This is a genomic window from Nitrosophilus sp. (genome assembly GCF_982775275.1).
In genome coordinates, this window is the sequence record NZ_CEXZHP010000190.1 from 1 (window position 1) to 2,888 (window position 2,888).

At 30.2% G+C, this 2,888-nt stretch carries 2 protein-coding genes; both read right to left on the reverse strand.

Going from position 1 to position 2,888, the window contains the following annotated elements; all coding sequences use genetic code 11:
* Positions 1 to 108 precede the first annotated feature (108 nt).
* Positions 109 to 1,212 (reverse strand): radical SAM protein, encoded by a 1,104-nt coding sequence (locus AC30RD_RS07965; protein WP_489493936.1) that lies wholly within the window; start codon positions 1,210 to 1,212, stop codon positions 109 to 111.
* Positions 1,212 to 2,888 (reverse strand): cytochrome D1 domain-containing protein (locus AC30RD_RS07970; protein WP_489493937.1); only part of this gene is annotated, 1,677 nt, incomplete at its 5' end. The genes AC30RD_RS07970 and AC30RD_RS07965, both read right to left, overlap by 1 nt.

Consider the following 2,888-nt stretch of genomic DNA (forward strand, 5'->3'; position numbering starts at 1 on the left):
AAACTAAAATCGCAAAGCTTTCGCTCAATTTGTAATTTTTCAGAGGGTTCAATTAGGAATTAGGAATTATTGTTTTACCCCTAATTCCTAATTCCCAATTCCTAATTACTATTTAATATAACAACTTGGATCCTCTTCCCAAAGATCGCCATATATGGCCCAGGCTCTTGGCCTGCTACCTCCGTTGCATATCTCTATCCATTCACAATTTTGGCATTTGCCTTTTATTTTTCTTGGATATTCTCTAAGTCTGTTTAAAAGATCATTTTCTTTATCAAGCCAAATTTCATCAAAACTTTTCTCAAAAATATTCCCAATTTTAACGGGAAAAAAAGGATCAGGTTTTACGTCACCCTCGCTATTAATATTTACAAGATTTCTACCTGCGCTATTGCCTCCCCATTTTTTCAATCTCTCTTCTAAATCTTTAGCTAAATTTGGATATAAGCTTTTAAATCTATTTAAAAACAAAATCGCATCCATCTCCATATTTCCAGTAACTATATCTATATCAATTTTATTATTATAATACTCAAAAGCCTTATCGATAATAAAATTAACCGCTTTTAGCCTCTCCTCTTTGGTTAGATCCATTTTTAGATTGTCAAGGCCTCTTCCACTATAAACAAGATGAGAGATGTAGACTTTATCTATATTTTTCTTTTCGGCTAAACTAAAAATATGTTCTAAAGACTCTTTTGTCTCTTTTGTAATAGTAAATCTTATCCCAACTTTTCCACCATTTTGGTGTATTAAATCGATTGCTTGTAAAGATTTTTTATATGATCCTATAAGACCTCTAAATCTATCGTGAGTTTTTTCGTCTCCATCTATACTAATGCCTATATATCCAAAAGTATCTATTATCTTTTTTACGTTTGAAGGATTTATATATAAGCCATTAGTTGATAGATATGTCATTATTCCTTCATTTTTAAAAGCATCTGCTATTTCAAATATATCTTTTCTCGTTAAAGGCTCTCCACCGCTAAAAATAACAAATTTGATATTGGCTTTTTTTAACTCTTTAATAGTCTCTAAAATCTTTTTGGTGCTTAATTTATCTTTTTCATCTAAACTTGCGTAAGAGTAGCAATGAAGACAAGAGAGGTTGCATCTATTTGTAAAATTCCAAATTAATATCGAGCCATTTAGCTCTCTTTGTTTTTTGTTTTCTATCGTAGATTTTAAAAGATTTGAAAGTCTAAACACTATTTACCCTTAAAACTTTTTATATATTCTACAATAGATTTTAACTCTTTTTCATTTAATTTAAAAGCAGGCATTGAGTTTCTTTTATATCCAAGCTGTTTATAAGTATGAGATGGATCAACTATTTGGCTAATCATCTCCCCATCATCTCTTTTTTTAGCAATCTCGCTAAAAGGAGGTCCAAAAGCTTCAGCCGTCTGGTGATGACATCCCCAACATTTCTCTTTAAATATACTCATACCAAAGAGCCTTGGATAAAAGACTCTATTTTTATTTATAAAATTATACTTACCTACCGGAACATTTGCAAAATATCTTCTTTTTTCTTTAAAAGTATCGCTTTGCCAAACAATTAAAGCCCCATCACTTTCATAAATACTTAAATAAGCATATTTTCCGTCCCCGCTAAATTCCGTATGTATATATCTTTTTCCTTTTATAGGAACAAGCTTTTTGAGTTTGTAGCTCTCTTTATCGACCAAAACCAACTCATCGCTTCCATTATCTACCCAAAGGTAGTTTGATGCTGGATGGGTTTTTACAAAAAAACCGTCTCCTCCCACATTGATCTTTTTAACAAGTTTCCAATCATACATCTGCCAAATAGTTATATAATCTTTTCTTAGATGAGGAGTAGCAAAATAAAATTTCCCATCTTTATACCAATATGTAGCGCTAAATAGATGAGGCATACCTTCTATTTTTGACAGAAAAACCTCTTTTAAACTATCTATTTCATATACTCTTAACTCTTTTCCTCTTCTTGTAGTGCCTATTATAAACTCTTCAAAAGGATCTATAAAAAAATCTTCGATAGGTTTATCCAAATCAAAATATTTAAAATTTAGAGTTTTTGTATCAACTTTAACAAGTTTTGGTCTATCTCTAAATGTAAAAATCGCTTCATCTTTACTATAAAGCTCGTATAATGCGCTGATTTTCCCCTCAACTTCAACTTTTTTTAATGGTTTTAAAGTTTTAGAATCAAATATTACTACAGATTGGGGAAGTAAACAGGTAGCAAAAAGATATTTGCCGTCTCTGCTTAAACTAACATTTCTTAAGTTTACACAGGCCCTTATCTTATCTTTTAGTCTACCCTCTTCTAATGAGTAATGCCCTATCCATCCATCTCTGGTAGGAATATAAAAATTTTTTCCGTCCAACGTATATTTTAATCCACCATGAACATTTTTAAAATTAAACCAATCTAAAATATCCTCATCTTCCATTATCCAGACTCTGTTAGCGCCTCTTTCAACAACTAAAGTAACATTTTCTATATTTTTTATATTTAATTTTCTTTTTTTAAAATCAAAGCTTTTGTATGAATTTTTTATATCTTTTAAGCTCCATGATATATTTTTAGCAGGTGTCCTTAAAAATTTTACGATCTCATCAATCTCATAATCATTTAAAAAATCAAATCTTGGCATAAGTGTTTGAGGAAGAGAGTTTTTTATAATATCTTTTAATTTTTCATCACTTATCTTTTTAATAAACGAAGGTAGCAAAGGAGGTGCGCTAATACCCAGTCTATTTTTATGATGGCAAGATGCGCAATATTTTATATATAACTCTTTTCCAATTGAGTTTTGTTTTGCTTCAAGTTGATGAACATAAAAACTATCAAACTTTGTTTGAGCCAAAGCAAATGCAGTAAAAAATAGTAAAAG